Raw genomic sequence first — 16,601 nt, 5'->3', positions numbered from 1 at the left:
GGGGCGGCCTCGGGCCCCGACGACGCGTGCCGGCAAGGGCGTTCGCGTGCGCGCGCCCGCTTCCGCCGTACCTCAGTCGTCGCTGACGCGGGCGACGAGGACGCAGGCGTCGTCCTCGCGCGGCTGGTCGCCGAACACCTCGACGATCGCGCGGACGCACTCCTGCGCCGTGCGGGCCGAGGAGAAGCGGGGGGCGAGCCGCAGCAGGTGCGCCGCACCGGACTGCGGTTCGTCGCCCGCGCGCGGGGCCAGCCCGTCGGTGTGCAGTACGAGGATGTCGCCGGGCTCCAGCCGCTCGGTGCACTCCCCGTAGGAGGACCCCGAGGTCACGCCCAGCAGCACGCCCTCCGGGGGCCGCAGCGCGTGCCCCCCGCCGCCGCGGAACACCAGCGGCGCGGGGTGGCCCGCCTGCGCCCAGGTCAGGGTGCGGCCGCGGGGCTCGTACCGGCAGCACAGCGCGCTGCCGAGGGCGGGCTGGGCCGCCGAGTCGAGCATCTGGTTGAGGTGGCCCATCAGCGTGCCGGGCGCGATCCCGGCGACGGCCATCCCGCGCACCGCGCCCAGCAGCATCGCCATCCCGGAGGTGGCGGCGACGCCGTGCCCGGTGAGGTCACCGGCCGACAACAGGGTGCCGCCGTCGGGGAGTTCGAGCGCGTCGTACCAGTCGCCGCCGATCAGCGGGCTGGTGGTGGAGGGGAGGTAGTGCGCGGCGACGTCGAGCGCGCCGGTGGCGGGGCCGCCGTCCCCGGACGCCTCGGAGAGCCGCAACGAGCCGCGCCAGGGCGGGAGCACCGTCTCCTGCAGCTCGACCGCGACGCGGTGCTCCGTGCGCGCGAGGTGTTCCTCGCGCTCCACCGAGTCGCGGGTCTCGTGCACCGTGCTCTCGCTGCTGCGCAGCGCGCTGACGTCCCGGACGACGGCCCACATGGAGGCGGTGGCGCCGTCGGCGTCGAGCAGCGGTTCGCCGATCATGTGCAGTCCGCGCTCGGTGCCGTCCGGGCGGACGATGCGGAACTCCTGGTCCACGGGCCTGCCGTCGACCAGGCAGTCGGTGACGGCGGCGGCCAGCCGGGGCTGGTCCTCGGGCAGCACCCAGGAGGGCAGTTCGTCGAGGGTGAGCGGGCCGTCCTCCGGGGTCCGGCCGAAGATCGCGTACAGCTCCTCCGACCACGAGACCCGGTCGGTGAGGAAGTCCCAGTCGGCGCTGCCGACCCGGCCCGCGCGCGAGGTGCCCGCGGGCGCGGTACCGGCGGGGGAGAGCGGCGGGAGGCCGTCGGCGAGGGGGCCGTACGCGGCGCGCTCGCCGCCCTCCGCGCCCGGGGCGCAGGCGCCGGGCAGCGGGGCGTACGGCGCGGCGGGCACGCCCTCGCGCAGCTGGTCGAGGTGACCGCCGAGGTTGTCGAGGTGGCGCGCGGCGAGGTCGCAGAGGGCGCGCTGCCAGCGCGTCCGCGAACCGCCCGCGCCCTCTTCGTACGCGTCCGCGACGTCGTCGGGGCGTACCGCGTCGAGGTCGCCGCGGAGGCGGCGGGCCTGCGTGATGAGGGCGTCCAGCGTGCCGCGGTCGGGCGGGCAGGGCACTGAACGGTCCGCATGGAGGTGGGACGGCATGACAGTCTCCGATACGGGATGAGGACTTCATAGACTGTTGCACAGCGTGCGAGCGCCCGTAAGGGATTTGGCAACACACGATCCGGTGGTGCTGCGGTCATATGCCCCGGGCCCTTCGGCGGGCATCCGGAGCGGCGAGCTCCGCAGCCGCCCCGAGGGGTGGCTTCCCGTTCACTTCCCGGTAGGCTCCCAGGGCCCGCTGCCAGGCTCGATCCCGCACCCGCACCGACCCCCGTACGGCCGGAGGAATGCCGGGAGCAGAAGCGGGGACAACGGCAAAGAATGCTGGTCAGCGGAAAATCCCGTTGCCAGTCGAAGACCCCGCACCGGATGCTGACCCTTATGTTCGTCGATTCCGTCGATCCAGACATAGCGCCCAGCGGCACCCTGCTCGGCCTCCTTCAGCGAGGCCGCGGCGACGGTACGCTGCACGCCCTGGCGGCGCCCCGCACCGAAGCGCTCGCCGCGCTTCGTCAGTGCGTCCTGCACGACCCGCGCCGCGACTGGCAGCTGGAGCACCGCTCCCTCTACTACGCGCGGCTGCAAGTCGAGCTCGACGCCGGCCTCGACGCCTTCGAGCAGCACCTCTTCCATCCCGACGACTGTCCCGTCGACGACGGGACCTCCTGTGCCGACTCCGGCACCGAGACCCGCACCGGCCTGTGCCTCTCCGTCCTCGGCCACCTCGTCGGGTACGGCGACGAGGAGGCCCTGCGCCTGCTCCGCCGGTACGCCGCCGCCGGCGCCAACTGGCAGTGGGCGCTGGACGAACTCGCCGTCCGCGACGACGACGAGGGCCTGCGTCCCCTCGGCCCCGCCGTCCTCGCCCGCTTCCCGCACACCCCCGAGGGCGACACGGCCCTCGCCGCCGCCGCGCGTGACGCCTTCGAGCCCCGGCCCTGGCGGCTGTGGGCCGAGGACCCGCAGCGCCCCCGGCAGGCCGAACGGCTGCGCCGCGTCCGCGAACAGGGCTGCTTCGACCGCTGGCAGCGCCAGCTCAGCACCCCCGGGCCGCGCCCCGGCTGGAGCGTCCCCGAGATCCTCGACTGGGCCCAGGACGGGTACGAGGCGCACCCGCCGCAGCACCGCGAGGCCCCCGCGGCCCGCTGCCTCGCCGCCGTCGCCGGGCCGGGGGACCGCCCGCAGCTGCTCGCCGCCGCCCGCGGCCTGCGCGAGGGCGCCCGTGCCGCCGCCGTCCGCCACCTCGCCGAACGCGGCGACCCGGCGGCGCTCGACCTGATCCGCGAGGCCGCCGCCGACCCGTGCGAAAGCGTCGCCCGCTCCGCCTGCGCCTCCTTCGGCCGGATGCGCTCCGCCGCCGCGCTCGACCGGGCCCGGCAGTGGTGCGCCGTGCCGGAAGGCACCCTTCCGGCGGGACTGGCGGCCGCGGCCGCCGAGATGCTCGCCTGCTGCGGCGGACCGGCCGACGCCGAGGCCGTGCTGCACGCGCTGCGGGACACCGTCCGCCGCGAGGGCCCCGACAGCGACCGGCTGCGCCCGCTCGTCGACGGCGCCGGACGGCTGCGGATCGGCTGCGCCGCGCCCGTGCTGCGGCACGTCTACCGGGAGACCGCCTCCTCCCAGCTGCGCGGCCGCGCGGCCGGCGCGCTCGCCGCCACCGACCCGTCCTTCGCCGCCGGATTCGCCGTCGAGTGCCTGTGGGACTGCGAGGAGACGACCCGCGAGGTGGCCGCCGAACACGCGGCCACCGGGGACGAACGCGTCGTCGAACGGCTCCGCAGGCTCGCCACCGACCCGGCCGAGGAAGAGGGCGTGCAGAGCGCCGTGCGTGGCAGGCTCAGCCCCGACGGCGGACGCTGACCCTACGGGCCGGGCTCCTCCGGACCGGGGGAGTCCGGCGCGTAGGACCGCGGAGGTGGTGGCCGTGAGCGGACGCTGGGAGTTCTGGGTCGACCGGGGCGGCACCTTCACCGATGTCGTGGGCACATGCCCCGAGGGCGGTCTCGTCACCGGCAAGCTCCTCTCGCACGACCCGGAGCGGTACCGGGACGCGGCCGTCGAGGGCATCCGGCGGATGCTCGGCTGCCGCCCCGGCGAACCCGTCCCCGGCGAGCGGATCGGCGTCGTCAGGATGGGCACCACCGTCGCCACCAACGCCCTGCTCGAACGGAAGGGCGAGCCCACCGTCCTGGTCACCACCCGCGGCTTCCGGGACGCGCTGCGCATCGCCTACCAGAACCGGCCCCGCCTCTTCGACCGGCACATCCGGCTCCCCGAGGCGCTGTACGACCGGGTGATCGAGGTGCCCGAACGGCTCGCCGCCGACGGCGGCGTGGTCCGGCCCCTCGACGCCGAGGCGCTCGCCGCCTCCCTCGCCGCGGCGCACCGGGACGGCTTCCGCAGCGCCGCGATCGTCCTGCTACACGCCTACCGGCACCCCGTGCACGAGCTTCAGGCCGCCCGGCTCGCCGAGGAGGCCGGCTTCCCCCAGGTCAGCTGCTCGCACGAGGTCAGCCCGCTGATCAAGCTGGTGCCCCGCGGCGACACCACCGTCGTCGACGCCTACCTCTCGCCCGTGCTGCGCCGCTACGTCGACGAGATCGCCGGTGAACTGCGCGGTGTGCGGCTGATGTTCCTGCAGTCCAACGGCGGGCTGCGGGAGGCCGGGCACTTCCGCGGCAAGGACGCCGTGCTCTCCGGGCCGGCCGGCGGCGTCGTCGGCATGGCCCGCAGCTGCGCCGAGGCCGGCCACCACCGCGTCATCGGCTTCGACATGGGCGGCACCTCCACCGACGTCTCGCACTACGCGGGCGAGCTGGAGCGGGTGTTCGGCACGCAGGTGGCCGGGGTGCGGATGCGCGCGCCCATGATGGACATCCACACCGTCGCCGCGGGCGGCGGCTCCGTCCTGCACTACGACGGCGCCCGCTACCGCGTCGGCCCCGACTCGGCCGGCGCCGACCCCGGGCCCGCCTGCTACCGGCGCGGCGGCCCGCTCACCGTCACCGACGCCAACGTGCTGCTCGGCCGCGTCCAACCCGCCCACTTCCCGGCCGTGTTCGGCCCCGGAGGCGACCTGCCGCTGGACACCGAGGCCGTACGGGAGGGCTTCACCGCGCTCGCCGCGCGCACCGCCGACGGGCGCACGCCCGAGGAGGCCGCCGCCGGGTTCCTCCGGATCGCCGTGCTGAACATGGCCAACGCGGTCAAGAAGATCTCCGTGCAGCGCGGCCACGACGTCACCCGGTACGCGCTCGCCGGCTTCGGCGGCGCCGGCGGGCAGCACGCCTGCGCCGTCGCCGACGCGCTCGGCATCGGCACCGTCGTCGTGCCGCCGCTCGCCGGGGTGCTCTCCGCCTACGGCATCGGCGTCGCCGACGCCACGGCGCTGCGCGAACAGTCCGTCGAGGCCGCCCTCACCGAGGAGACCCTCGCGGAGGTGACCCGCCTCTGCGCCCGGCTGGAGCGCCGCACCCGCGAGGAGCTGCGCGCCGACGGCCTCCCCGACGCGGCCGTCACCACCGCCTCCCGGCTCCAGCTGCGCTACGCCGGCACCGACGCGGTCCTCACCGTCCCGCTGGGCGAACGGGACGCCATGGCAGCGGAGTTCGCCGACGGGCACCGCGCCCGGTACGGCTTCACCATGGACCGGCCGCTCGTCGTCGCCACCGCCGTCGCCGAGGCCACCGGCCGGGCCGGACGGCACAGCGCCCCCGCCGTCCCCGGGCCCCCGCGCACGGGCCCGGCGGTACCGGCCGACCGGGTGCGGATGTACGCGGACGGCCGGATGCGCGAGACCCCGCTCCACCGGCGCGACGCGCTGCGCCCCGGCGACACCGTCACCGGGCCCGCGATCGTCGCCGAGGCCGACGCCACCACCGTCGTCGAACCCGGCTGGCGTGCCCTCGCCGGACCGCGCGGGCACCTGGTCCTGGAGCGGGTGCGGCCCCGCACCGGCGGACCGGCCGCGGGCACGCGGGTGGACCCGGTGCGCCTGGAGATCTTCAACAACCTCTTCATGGCCGTCGCCGAGCAGATGGGGGCCCGGCTGGAGAGCACCGCGCAGTCGGTCAACATCAAGGAGCGGATGGACTTCTCCTGCGCCCTCTTCGACGCCCGGGGCAACCTCGTCGCCAACGCGCCGCACATCCCCGTCCACCTCGGCTCCATGGGCGACACCGTCAAGGAGGTCCTCCGCCGCAACCGGGACGCGCACGGGCGCTGCACGCTCCGGCCCGGCGACGTGCGCGCCGTCAACGACCCGTACCACGGCGGCACCCACCTGCCCGACGTCACCGTCGTCACCCCGGTCTTCGGGCCCGGCGGCGAGGAACTGCGCTTCCTGGTCGCCTCGCGCGGGCACCACGCCGAGATCGGCGGCATCACGCCGGGGTCGATGCCCGCCTTCAGCCGCACCGTCGAGGAGGAGGGCGTCCTCTTCGACGACTGGCCGCTGGTGACCGGGGGCCGCTTCCGCGAGGAGGAGACCCGCGCCCTGCTCACCGGCGCCCGGTACCCCTCCCGCGACCCGGAGACGAACCTCGCCGACCTGCGCGCCCAGATCGCCGCGAACGAGAAGGGCATCGCCGAACTGCGCGCCATGACCGACCAGTTCGGCCCGGACGTCGTCCGCGCCTACATGGGTCACGTGCAGGACAACGCCGAGGAGTCCGTCCGCCGCATCATCCCCCGCCTCCGCGACGGCTCCTGCCGCTACGAGACCGACAGCGGCGCGGTGATCCGGGTGGCCGTCACCGTCGACCGCGAACGGCGCGGCGCCGTCCTCGACTTCACCGGCACCTCGCCGCAGAGCGAGGCCAACGACAACGCGCCCGCCTCCGTCGTCACGGCCGCCGTGCTGTACGTCTTCCGCAGCCTCGTCGCCGAGGACATCCCGCTCAACAGCGGCTGCCTGACCCCGCTCGACATCCGCATCCCCGAGGGCAGCATGCTCGCCCCCGTCCACCCGGCCGCGACCGTCGCCGGGAACGTCGAGACCTCGCAGGCCGTCACCGGGGCGCTGTACGCGGCGCTCGGCGTGCAGGCCGAGGGCTCCGGCACGATGAACAACCTCAGCTTCGGCAACGACCGCGTCCAGTACTACGAGACCGTCGCCAGCGGCTCCGGCGCGGGCGAGGACTTCGACGGGGCCGACGCCGTCCAGACCCACATGACCAACTCCCGCCTCACCGACCCCGAGGTCCTCGAACTCCGGTACCCGGTACGCGTCGAGGACTTCCGTGTCCGGCGCGGCAGCGGCGGCGCCGGGGCGCACCGCGGCGGCGACGGCGTGGAGCGCCGGCTGCGCTTCCTGGAACCGGTCACCGTGGCCCTGCTCGGCAACCACCGCCGCGTCCCCCCGTACGGCATAGCGGGCGGCGGGCCCGGGGCGCTCGCCGTCAACACCGTGGAACGCGCGGACGGCCGCCGGGAGGAGCTCGCGGGCCGCGCCACCGCCGAACTCGCCGCCGGTGACGTGCTGATCGTGCGTACCCCGGGCGGCGGCGGGTACGGAACCCCGGGACGGCGAGCGGAGGGAGACCCGTGACAGCGGGAGAGCAGACGGCGACGACGCGTCCGGCGCGGGAGTCCGACCACGGCACCATCGTCGCCTGCGTACAGCGGTGGTGGGGCGACTCGCGCACCCCCGAACAGGCCAGGGAGCTCTCGCTGTTGCTGCCCCGGCTCTTCCTCCAGTTCTTCGCCGGCACCAGCCTGGTCCGCGAGGACGGCACCGGCGTCCGCGCCTTCCTCGTCGGCTTCGACTCGGCGGACGACCCGGAGGTCGCCTACATCCACTTCGTCGGCGTCGACCCGGAACTGCGCGGCCTGGGCGTGGGCCGTGAGTTGTACGAGGCGTTCCTGGGCCGCGCGGCCCGGGCCGGACGCCGGGAGGTTCGGGCCGTCACCTCGCCGGGGAACCACGGCTCCGTCGCCTTCCACCGCGCGATGGGCTTCCAACCGGTGCCCGGGGACCGGGAGTCGGCCGAGGGGCTGCCGCTGCACAGCGACTACGACGGGCCCGGCCAGCACCGCGTGTGCTTCCGCAGGCGGCTCGGCTAGGCTCACCCCGGCCGCGCGGACTCCCGCCGGCCCGGGGCACGCACACGGGGGAGACACATGCCGCAGCCGACCTACGTCCTGGTCCACGGGGCCTTCGCGAACTCCTTCTCCTTCGCGCCGCTCCAGGCCGAACTGGGCCTCCTCGGCCACCGGTCCGTCGCCGTCGACCTGCCGGGACACGGCTTCCGGGCCACCTACCTGCGCGCCTACCAGTCCCCGCAGGACCCGGAGGGCCTCGCCGCCGAGCCCGGTGCCATCAAGGGCGTCACCCTCGCCGACAACGCCGCCTACCTCACCGGCGTCCTCGAACGGGCCCGGCGGAACGGCCCGGTGATCGTCGTCGCGCACAGCCGCGGCGGCATCACCGCCACCGCGGCCGCCAACGCGCGCCCCGAGCTCATCGACCGCCTGGTGTACGTCTCCGCCTGGTGCCCGGTCGAGCTCGACGTCCAGGACTATTACGCCGAACCGGAGATGGCCACGGTCGACGCCGCGGCCCTCGCCCCGCTGCTGGCCGCCGACCCGTCCCGGCTCGGGCTGCTGCGCGCCAACTTCCGCACCGCGGACCCGGAGGCGCTCGCCGCGCTCAAGGCGGCCTTCCTCGCGGACGGCACCGAGGAGGAGTTCCTCACCTTCCTCAACACCTTCCAGCCCGACGAGAACCTGGACGCCGGCACCCCCGACGACCGGGCGCAGGCCGCCACCTGGGGCCGCGTCCCGCGCACCTACGTCCGCCTCGCCGGGGACACCAGCATGCCGCTCGCGATACAGGACCGGCTGATCCGCGAGGGCGACGCCCTGACCCCGGACAACCCCTACGACGTCCGCACCCTGGAGGGCAGCCACCTCAAGTGGCTGACCGACCCGGCCCCGGCCGCCCGCACCCTCGGCGCACTCGCGGCGCTGCTGCCGTAGCCGCCGCTCAGCCCGCGTTGCCGCAGTCGACGTCGGCCTGCTGCATGAAGCCGAGCGGGGCGCCGTTGTCGGCGCGGGAGACGCGGTACAGGTTCGCGTCCGTCGAGACGCCGACCTCCTGGCCCCGCTGCATCGTCCCGATGATCCTGCTGTCGACGCGGTCCTCCGCGTACCGCGGGGCGTCGTGGTGCACGACGGTGCAGATCTGGCCCGCGTGCGCGGTGCCGCCCAACAGCGGTGCGGCAGCCGCCGCGAGGACGAGGGCGCAGGGAACGGCCAGGCGCGGAACGGACATCTCTCGCATCGTGACTCCTCGGGGATCGGTGGGGTACGCGCGTACCGGACACCGGGTACACGAGCCGGGGCGCCCCGCCGTATGACACCCGGTCCGCGGCGCGGGGCACTCCGCGGGCCGGAGGCCGACCCGGCTGCGGGTCCCCGCGCTGAGCTGCGTAAACTGTCGCGTCGGCGGTGAGGTGTGCCGTCCGGGTGCAGCGGCGGCGCGCACCCCGTGCACCGGACAGGAGCGGCGAACCCTGACATCCATGCCGTTTCGGTCGTTGTCCGGGTGACCGCTTAGTGTGTCCGTCGTGACTGAGTACGTCCCGGTGAGCACTCCTCCCTTCGCTTCCCCGGCCCCCGGCCCCGCGGCCGACGAGGGCCTGGCACGCAGGCTGCGCGCGCTCGCCTGCACCGCGCCGCTGCACGACCTGGACGTACGCAAGGCCAACCTCGCCGGTGAGGTGGGGCATTACGCGATGGCCGAGCTGGCGCTCGCCGCGATCGACCTGGTCACCCTGCACATGGACTTCGACACCGGCGCCGACCACGAGCAGATAGTCGCCCGGCTCGTCCCCCGCGCCGCCGCCCAGGCCCCGGGGCACCCCGGCGCCGAGCACGAGCGGGTGGCCCGCTGGGTGCTGGAGAACCTGATCAATGTCGGCAGCGTCGACCGCGGATTCCGCGCCGTGTACGGCACCTTCGACGCCGAGGGCGGCTACGTCCGCCGGGACTACGACTTCAAGCTCGTCGAAGAGGTCCCCGGGCCCGGCGGCGGGGTCTATCTGCGCACCACCGACGAGGCGGTGAACGTCCTCGTCGGCGCCCTCGACACCGACGTCACCAGCGCCCAGATCGCCGCCGAGGTCAAGCTCGAGGTGCTCATCAGCCGCGGCCGGCTGGCCGACGCGCAGCTCGCCGCCGAGCAGGCCAGGTACCGCACCGTCCAGTACTCCGAATCCCTGCGCCGCACCCTGGAGTCCACCCGGCGAAACGTCCGCGCCGTCGACTGGCTCCGCTCCGTGCCCGACATGATCACCGAGGCGCTGGACCACGTCGCCGAGCGGTACCGCCACGAGAACGCGATCCTCACCAACATCCGCAAGGTCAGGGACGAGGCCGAGTCCGAGCGCGGCGCCGACCACAAGCGCCGCGCGGCCGAACTGGTCGACATCGTCAAGGACTGCATCCGCCGGCACACCCAGCTCCAGTCCCGGCTGCTGGAGGCCGGGCCGCTGTTCCGGGCCGAGCAGGACCGCCAGTCCTTCGCCCCGCCCGCCGCCCGGACGGGCACGGACGTCTACGGCCAACTCCTCGCCCCCGTCCTGCCGTTGCCGCTGGAGCACGCCACCCGCGTCACCGACGCCTGGTTCGCGCGCGGCACCGGCCCGCGCACCCCCGGCGCCGTCCGCGTCGGCGACCTCGTCGACCTGCTGCTCACCCCGCCCGCGCCGCGCGAGCACCTGGGTGCCGAGATGCCCGAGCCCGACCTCGTCGCCACCCCGGACGACAGCCGGTTCAGCGAGGAGCAGCTGGAGTCGGCCACCGAACTGCTCGACCTCCCGGCCGACGCGCCCCGCCGCCTCTCCGGACTGCTCGCCGAGGCCCGCGAACGCGACCCCGAACTGCCGTACCTGGTCGCGCTGCTGGCCGTGCACGCGGCGAGCCCGCCGGTCGGCACCGCCTACCGGCAGGGCGAGCGGCAGCTGCTGTTCGCCGTCGACGACGGACAGCAGCTGGACGACCCGGAGTTCGGCGGCGCCGACCTCATCCTCGGCACCGCCGTCCTCGACGCGGCGGGCATGGCAGCCGACCGCTCGGAGACCCCGTGACCCGCCCCCGCCGAACCTCCCGTCCCCGCACCCCAGGAGCGCAGCACCCGTGACCGAGCACCACCCCGACGCACCCGCACCGGCGGAGCCCGGAGCGGTCACCGGCGAGCCCTGGGAACCGGCCCCGGAACCCGAACCGGCCCCGGAACCACCGGAGTCCGGCCACGACGACGAGCCCTTCGCGGAACCGGACCCCGAGCCGGAACGCGAGCCCGAGCCCCGCCCCGGGCCCCAGGCCGTGACCCCGGGGGACGCCTCCGACGCGGCCCGCCTGGTCTCCTTCGGGCTGCACCCCAAGCTGCTGCCCGCGCGCGACGCCGAGTACGACGGGCTGCTGCGCCGGTACCGCGACGAACCCGCCTTCGCGCGCCTCGCGGACGCCGTCGCCACCGGCCTCGGCCTCGTCGTCCTGGAGGTCTCCACACGGGCCGGGATGGCGCTCGCCGCCGACGAGGAGTCCGTCTTCGCCGTCCGCATGGGCGACTACGCGCGCCGCGCCACCGCCGACTCCGCCGACCGCTTCCTGCACGGGCTGGCCCATCTCGCCGTCGCGGCCATGGCGTTCCCCCGCCCCGAGGACCTCGCGGACGACGCGTACATCGGCCGGATCACCGTCAACGGCGTCGACTCCTTCGTCCGGCAGGCCTGCCGGAAGCTGGAGGAGCGGGCCGAGGAGGACGGCGAGAACACCGATCCGGAGACGGGCGCGCCCGGACTGGAGGCGGCCTGGCGGGTGTACGCCCGGCGCAGTGCCACCGGCGCGACCAAGGACGCGCGGCGGCTGGCCGGTTCGACCACCGGCATCATCGCCAAGGCGGTCTCCTTCCTCGCCGACTCCGGCTTCCTCCAGCGCACCGGCGACGACGCGGGCGGCACCTACCGCACCACCCCCCGCTACCAGTTGCAGGTGCGCGACATGGCGGGGAACGCGGCCATGGCCGAGCTGCTGGAACTGGGCGTCGTGCCCGTCAGCGACGGCAGCGCGAGCCTGCTCCCGCCCGACGAGGCCGACGACCTGGAGATCGCCGCCGACGCCGGCCTCCCCTTCCACTCCTGACCGTACGCCCCACCGACTTCACGACGAGAGCCCCGCCATGTACGAGCTGTCCCGGATCCGCCTCTACTCCATCGGGCCCGCCGGTGCGCGCTACGCCGACACCGTGCTGGACCTGCGCGGGGTCGGCGCGCCGGTGCCCAGCCCCGCGCCGACGCAGGCGGACTTCTTCGAGGACGAGCCGACGGGCCCGCCGCGCCGCCCCGCGCCCGCCGGCGTGCTGTTCCTGGAGAACGGCGGCGGCAAGTCCGTCCTGCTGAAGCTGATCTTCTCGGTGATGCTGCCGGGCCACCGCAACACCCTGGGCGGGGCCAGCTCCGGCGTGCTCCGCAAGTTCCTGCTGGCCGACGACTGCGGGCACGTGGCCCTGGAGTGGCAGCACACCCGCACCGGTGAGTCGATCGTCGTCGGCAAGGTCAGCGAGTGGAAGGGCCGCCAGGTCTCCGGCGACCCGCGGAAGTTCGCCGAGGCCTGGTACTCCTTCCGTCCCGGCCCCGGCCTCGGGCTCGACTCGCTTCCCGTCGCCGAGTCCACGGCGCTGCGGCCCTCCTCCGAGGGCGCCTCGGCGGCGCGCGGCCGCCGCCGCACCATGAAGGGCTTCCGGGACGTCCTGACCGAGACCGGCAAGGCGTACCCGAACCTCGACGTGTGCTGGGAAGAGGTCCACGAGCGCTGGAACGAGCACCTCACCGGGCTCGGCCTCGACCCCGAACTCTTCCGCTACCAGCGGGAGATGAACGCCGACGAGGGCGAGGCCGCCGGCCTGTTCGCCGTCAAGAACGACTCCGACTTCACCGACCTGCTGCTGCGGGCCGTCACCGACACCCGGGACACCGACGGCCTCGCCGACCTCGTGCACGGCTTCGCGCACAAGCTCGGCCGCCGCGACGAACTCACCGCCGAACGCGACTTCACCGCCGGCTCTCTCGACCACCTGCGCCGCATCGCCGAGGCGGCCGGGAAGCGCGAGCGCGCCCGCGGCGTGCACGCGGGCGCCGAGTCCCGCACCCGCTCCCTGGCCCGGCAGCTCACCGCGCGCGGCACCCGCGAACGCGGCCGCGCCGCCGAGCTCGCCGAACGCGCCGACGAGGCCGGGCACGCCGTCACCCGGGCCGGCGAGACCCGGTCCCGCGCCTCCCTCGTCGCCGCCGAACTCGCCTACCGGCACGCCTCGCTGGCGCTCGCCGCCGGCGAGAAGGCGGCCGCCTCCCAGCGCCGCGAACTGCTCGACGCGCGCACCCTGCACGCCGCCTGGCAGGCCGCCGAGACGGTGCTCCAGCACCGCTCGGCCGCCGACCGCGCGGCCCGCGTCTCCGCCGCCATCCAGGAGGCCGAACGGGACGCCGCGCCCGCGCTCGCCGCACGCGGCAAGGCCGCGGCCGCGCTCGTGAGGGCCCTGCACAAGGCGGCGGTCGACGGCGAGCGGATCGCGGGCGAGGAGGAGGCCCGTTCGGCCGCCCTCCAGGAGGAGAGCGACGCGGCGCACCGGGACGCGACGGCCGCCGCCACCGAGGCCCAGCGGGCCCGCAGCGAGACCGAGCACCTCCGCCAGCGGCTCAGCGAGGTCGAGGCCGAGACCGCCGAGGCCGTCCGCGCCGGCTGGATCTCCTCCGGCGACGGAACGGCGGACGCGGCCGACGGCACCGGCGAGGGCGCCGACCCGGCCCGCGCCGCGCTCGCCGCCGCCGACGCCGAGAAGACCGCGGCCGCCGCCTGGGAGGAGGCCCGCGAGCGCGCCCGCACCGCCGCCGACCACGCGTCCGAGGCGGCGTCCGAGCACTCCCGCGCCGAACTCGCCGCCGCCCGCGCCGCGGACGCGGCCGAGGCCGCCGAGTCCGCGTACGGCGCCGAGCGCGCCACCGCCGAGGCACTGGGCGCCGAGGAACGGCTTGCCGAACTCCTCGGCCTGCCGCACCCGTCGGCCCCGTCCGAGGGCCACGCGCTCCCCGCCCAGCGCACCGGCGAGCCGGCTCCCGGCCCGGGCCCGCTCGGCGCCGAGGACCTCGACCGCAGCGCCGAGGCGCTCGGCGAGCTGCTGGACGAGTCCGTCGCCGCCTCCGAACGGCAGCTGTTCGACCTGCGCACCGCCGCCGCCGAGGACTCCCGGATGCTCGGCGCGCTCGGCGACGGCGGCCTGCTGCCGCCGGGCCCCGACGTCCTCGCCACCGTCGAGTACCTCGGCGAGCACGGCGTCCCCGCCCTGCCCGGCTGGCGCTACCTCGCCCAGTCCGTCGACCCGGCCGAGCACTCCGCCGTCCTCGCCGCCCGCCCGGAACTCGTCGACGGCGTCGTCATCACCGACCCGGCCAGCCACACCCGCGCCCGCGAGGTCCTCGCCGAGGCGACGCTGCTGCCGCGCTCCGCCGTCGCCGTCGGCACCGCGGCCGCGCTCCTCGCACCCGCACCGGCCGCCGCCGGCCAAGGCGCCGACGAGACCCAGGTGTTCCTGGTCCCGCCGAACCCGGCCATGCACGACGAGCGCGCCGCCGACGACGAGCGGCAGCAGCTGCGCGGCCGCGCGAGCGCCCGCGACGAGGAGATCCGCGCCCTCGCCGCGCGCCTCTCCGCCGACCGCGCCCTCGCGGCCCGGCTCTCCTCCTGGCGCGCCCACTGCCCCGCCGGGCGGCTGCCCGAACTCGCCGCCGCCGCGGCCGACGCGCGCCGCGCGGCCCAGGAGGCGCAGCAGCGCCTGGAGGAGTGCCGCGCCCTCCGCGCCGAGGCCGAGGAGGTCTCGGCCCGCGCCGTCGCCGAACGCGACGAGCGCCAGGCGATGGCGCAGCAGGCCAGCCGCAGCGCCGACGCGCTGGCCGGGCTCGCCTTCCGGCTGCGCGAGCGCGCCACCTGGCTCTCCAGGCTGCGGGAGCTGGCCGACGAGGCCGCCGAGGCGGAGGAGCGCGCGAGCTCCGCCGTCGAGCGCGCGTACGCCGCCGACGAGAACCGCCGCGCGGCCCAGCGCTCCGCCGACGACGCGCACCGCACCGCCCGCGCCCTGCGCGCCGAACGGGCCGAGATCGCGGGCGTCCCCGAGGACCTGGAGGAGGACCGGCCGGGCGCCGAGGACTCCTCACCCGCCTCGCTGCCCGCGCTGCGCGAGGCGTACCGCACGGCCTCCCAGGTGTACGACAAGGTCGGCGTCGGCGCCGACCTCCGCGCCGAACAGGCCCGCGCCGAGAGCGACGAGTCGGCCGCGCTCGCCGCGCTCGACCGGCTCACCAACAAGGTCCGCACCCGCGCCGCCCAGCTCCTGGACGGGCCCGAGGGCGCCGACGGCCCCGCCCGGCAGGCCGCCTCGGCCCGCGCCGAGGCCCTCGTGCAGCAGCTGGAGACCCGCGCCGCCGGAGCCAGCGAACGGCTCGGGCGGCTGCGCGGCGAGGCCGAGCGGCTCGCCCCGGAGGACGGCGAGGCCCACACCGCGCTCCCCGAGGACCGGGTACCGGCCGACGCCGAGCAGGCCCAGGCCCTGCTCCGCACCGCCAACACCGAACTCGCCGCGCGCGAGGACGAGTTGGAGGCGGCCCGCGCCGCGCACGCCGAGCTGGTCCGCGCCCACCGCGCCGCCGAGGACGCCGCGGGCGGCTTCGACGAGACCGCGGCCCTCCTCGCCGACCTGCTGCGCGACCCGCAGCCGGCCGACCGCGAGGAGGAGGCCGAGCGCGCCGAACCGTACGCCGGGACCCTCGCCGAGGCCCGGCAGGCCGCGGCCGAGTCCCGCCGCTCGCTGCGCGGCTGCGCCGCCGACCTCTCCGCCGCCGAGCAGGCCGTACGGGAGGCGAGCGACGTCCTCGTCCGGCACGCCAACTCCACCCGCTACGAACAGGTGCGCACCCCGGCGCGCCAGCAGATCCGCGAACTGCCCGCGGCCGCGCTGCCGGAGCACGCGGCCGCGTGGGCCGAGGCGTTCGCGCCCCGGCTGCGCGTCCTCAGCGACGAGCTGGACCAGCTGGAGCGCAACCGCGACAGCATCGTCGACCGGCTGCGCGGGCTCGTCGAGTCCTCGCTGGCGACGCTGCGTTCGGCCCAGCGCCTCTCCCGGCTGCCCGGCGGCCTGGGGGAGTGGTCGGGCCAGGAGTTCCTGCGCATCCGCATGGACGACCCGGACCAGTCCACGCTCACCGAACGGCTCGGCGAGGTCATCGACGAGGCCACCAGGTCGGCCGTCCGGAAGAACTCCGACCTGCGGCGGGACGGCATGACGCTGCTGCTGCGCGGCGTGCACGCCGCGCTCCAGCCGCGCGGCGTCGCCGTGGAGATCCTCAAGCCGGACGCGGTGCTCCGCGCCGAGCGCGTCCCCGTCGGGCAGATGGGCGACGTCTTCTCCGGCGGCCAGCTGCTGACCGCCGCGATCGCGCTGTACTGCACGATGGCCGCGCTCCGTTCCAACGACCGCGGGGACGACAAGCACCGGCACGCGGGCACGCTGTTCCTCGACAACCCCATCGGCCGGGCCAACGCCACCTACCTGCTGGAGCTCCAGCGCGCCGTCGCCGACGCGCTCGGCGTCCAACTGCTGTACACCACGGGCCTGTTCGACACCACGGCGCTCGCCGAGTTCCCGCTCGTCATCCGGATGCGGAACGACGCGGACCTGCGGGCCGGGCTGAAGTACATCAGCGTCGAGGAGCACCTGCGCCCCGGACTGCCCCAGCAGGACCCGGAGGGCGAGACCGTGCACGGGGAGATCACGGCGACCCGGATGTTCCGCCGCCCCGAGGACCGTCCGGCCGAGGAGCACCGGGCTCCCGCCGAGCCCGGGGAAGCGGCTGCCGCAGCGGCACCGGAGACCCCGGAAGCGGAGCCGGACGCTCCGGCGTCTCCCGCACCGGCTCCCGGGATGTGACGGACGTGTGACGGCCCTGCGGCGGCGACCGCCGCGGAGCCGTCGCGGGCGC

9 protein-coding genes are annotated in these 16,601 nt (G+C 76.1%); 7 read left to right on the top strand and 2 right to left on the bottom strand.

Annotation, left to right across the window (positions count from 1 at the left end):
- Positions 1-72: 72 nt before the first annotated feature.
- On the bottom strand, positions 73-1,608 hold the full coding sequence (locus tag HCC30_RS24725) for a SpoIIE family protein phosphatase (protein ID WP_169444982.1): 1,536 nt from the start codon (positions 1,606-1,608) through the stop codon (positions 73-75).
- A 342-nt stretch (positions 1,609-1,950) separates the two neighbouring features.
- Between HCC30_RS24725 and HCC30_RS24720 the strand changes: the two genes are divergently transcribed.
- From HCC30_RS24720 to HCC30_RS24705, 4 genes are all read left to right on the top strand, one after another.
- The gene (locus HCC30_RS24720) at positions 1,951-3,429 is read left to right on the top strand and encodes a HEAT repeat domain-containing protein (RefSeq protein WP_169444981.1); all 1,479 of its coding nucleotides are present in this window, start codon (positions 1,951-1,953) and stop codon (positions 3,427-3,429) included.
- A gap of 64 nt (positions 3,430-3,493) precedes the next feature.
- Positions 3,494-7,117 carry a hydantoinase B/oxoprolinase family protein gene (locus HCC30_RS24715; RefSeq protein WP_169444980.1) on the top strand — a complete coding sequence of 1,208 codons (3,624 nt, stop codon included), beginning with the start codon at positions 3,494-3,496 and terminating at the stop codon, positions 7,115-7,117.
- On the top strand, positions 7,114-7,632 hold the full coding sequence (locus HCC30_RS24710; RefSeq protein ID WP_169444979.1) for a GNAT family N-acetyltransferase: 519 nt from the start codon (positions 7,114-7,116) through the stop codon (positions 7,630-7,632). Before HCC30_RS24715 ends, HCC30_RS24710 begins: the two co-directional genes overlap by 4 nt.
- A gap of 57 nt (positions 7,633-7,689) precedes the next feature.
- Positions 7,690-8,547 carry an alpha/beta hydrolase gene (locus tag HCC30_RS24705; protein WP_169444978.1) on the top strand — a complete coding sequence of 286 codons (858 nt, stop codon included), beginning with the start codon at positions 7,690-7,692 and terminating at the stop codon, positions 8,545-8,547.
- Between the two features lie 7 nt (positions 8,548-8,554).
- Here the strand turns inward: HCC30_RS24705 and HCC30_RS24700 are convergent, their stop codons facing one another.
- On the bottom strand, positions 8,555-8,842 hold the full coding sequence (locus tag HCC30_RS24700; protein ID WP_169444977.1) for a hypothetical protein: 288 nt from the start codon (positions 8,840-8,842) through the stop codon (positions 8,555-8,557).
- A 295-nt stretch (positions 8,843-9,137) separates the two neighbouring features.
- Between HCC30_RS24700 and HCC30_RS24695 the strand changes: the two genes are divergently transcribed.
- The 3 genes from HCC30_RS24695 (at position 9,138) to HCC30_RS24685 (ending at position 16,549) form a co-directional block, all read left to right on the top strand.
- A complete protein-coding gene (locus tag HCC30_RS24695) occupies positions 9,138-10,658 on the top strand; it encodes a hypothetical protein (RefSeq protein ID WP_346776790.1) in 1,521 nt (506 codons plus the stop codon).
- A 238-nt stretch (positions 10,659-10,896) separates the two neighbouring features.
- Positions 10,897-11,715, top strand: coding sequence for a hypothetical protein (locus tag HCC30_RS24690; RefSeq protein ID WP_169445005.1), 819 nt, complete (start codon positions 10,897-10,899; stop codon positions 11,713-11,715).
- Between the two features lie 37 nt (positions 11,716-11,752).
- Positions 11,753-16,549: a hypothetical protein gene (locus HCC30_RS24685; RefSeq protein WP_169444976.1), complete on the top strand. Its 4,797-nt coding sequence runs from the start codon at positions 11,753-11,755 to the stop codon at positions 16,547-16,549.
- Positions 16,550-16,601: the final 52 nt, after the last annotated feature.

This window comes from Streptomyces sp. HNM0574 (assembly GCF_012726235.1).
In the GTDB taxonomy this organism is placed as follows: domain Bacteria; phylum Actinomycetota; class Actinomycetes; order Streptomycetales; family Streptomycetaceae; genus Streptomyces.
The sequence above is the reverse complement of the archived record's forward strand: the minus strand, read 5'-3'. Positions and strand labels throughout refer to the sequence as shown.

What these genes read in the sequence shown, in the direction of transcription:
- HCC30_RS24725 (WP_169444982.1), bottom strand. Translation starts at nt 1,608, where the DNA reads ATGCCGTCCCACCTCCATGCGGACCGTTCAGTGCCCTGCCCGCCCGAC.
- HCC30_RS24720 (WP_169444981.1), top strand. Translation starts at nt 1,951, where the DNA reads ATGTTCGTCGATTCCGTCGATCCAGACATAGCGCCCAGCGGCACCCTG.
- HCC30_RS24705 (WP_169444978.1), top strand. Translation starts at nt 7,690, where the DNA reads ATGCCGCAGCCGACCTACGTCCTGGTCCACGGGGCCTTCGCGAACTCC.
- HCC30_RS24700 (WP_169444977.1), bottom strand. Translation starts at nt 8,842, where the DNA reads ATGTCCGTTCCGCGCCTGGCCGTTCCCTGCGCCCTCGTCCTCGCGGCG.
- HCC30_RS24685 (WP_169444976.1), top strand. Translation starts at nt 11,753, where the DNA reads ATGTACGAGCTGTCCCGGATCCGCCTCTACTCCATCGGGCCCGCCGGT.